The 1,081-nt window shown below is 58.8% G+C and carries 1 protein-coding gene; it reads right to left on the reverse strand.

Features of this window, described 5'->3' with window-relative positions:
- Nucleotides 1-4: 4 nt before the first annotated feature.
- Entirely contained in the window at nucleotides 5-814 is an 810-nt protein-coding gene (locus tag B4F73_RS15230; protein WP_290483691.1) for an FAD-binding domain-containing protein, read from the reverse strand.
- Nucleotides 815-1,081: the final 267 nt, after the last annotated feature.

A 1,081-nucleotide genomic window follows, 5' to 3' on the forward strand; every position in this document is an offset into this window, starting at 1 on the left:
CCAATCAGGCTTGGCTCTGCAAATCAAAGCTGAGCTGGATTGGGCGATGGCCTGAGCGCTTTGCTGTCATGTTGCGGCCGATAGTTGACCTTCTGATGCCCAGCGGCTTTCGGGCAATAGAATGAAAGGGCAATGGGCGAGACGCCCCATCAGGGGAAAGCCTGCGTTTTGCTTCTCGGGCGGCTGCGACATGGTCCACCAGCGGCATAGGGTAGGATTGTCCGAGAATGATGCCGTGCGCGGACAGGGCCGACTTGGGGGCTTCCCAGGGTGCATGCAGATATTGGTCCGGCAGTCCGGCGATCTCGGGGATCCATTTGCGGATGAACGCGCCGTTTGGGTCACGAGACAGAGATTGCCTGACGGGGTTGGGGATGTAAGGCGGAGCTTCTTTGGAGAGGCCGATGACTTGGCTGGCACTACCGTAGTACATCGCGGGAGCAAAATCGGTGCAGAGTTGCGCCAGGATTTGAGCCGGGCGAACCGGTCCCAGCCAGAGATGACATGTTGCAAAGGAAAGAAGCAGGCTCCTGAGGCTCGATTCCAGGTGCCCGGTAGCCTGAAGGCACCGCATACTTGCGTCCAATAGCGGAAACCCCGTTTTTCCATTTGTCCAGGCAGACAAACGAGGATCAGCCAAACTGGCTTCTTCTCGGTTATGAATGTCGACCGGGAGCAGGGACGTGTCGGTCAGACTGACTCGGGCAGATGCCTGAACACGTCGAGATCGCTTGGCGAGCTTTTCGGTGAAACGGTGAAGTGCCGTGGCAAAGGTCTCGTCCCCATCGGTGACCAGTGCCGCCTGGGCTTTCATGGCGGCTTGCCAGACTTCGCGTTCTGATACTGAGCCCATCGTCAAATGAGCGGACAGTCGCGATGCGGTCGCCTCACATGCCGCTATGGACAAGTTTGCCTTCCCAGCATTGCGACCACCGCCCGACAGGAACCACCGCAATTGAAGGATCGCATTGGTCCGCCCGCCCGTTTGTCGGTTTGGGCACCCGTCTGATTCCAGACCGAAATCAGAAGCGATCGGCCAGCCTTCCGATGGAATTGACAGCGGAGGAAGAGCTGCGGGCGC

The organism is Hyphomonas sp. UBA3601 (assembly GCF_002375605.1).
Classification (GTDB): Bacteria; Pseudomonadota; Alphaproteobacteria; order Caulobacterales; family Hyphomonadaceae; genus Hyphomonas.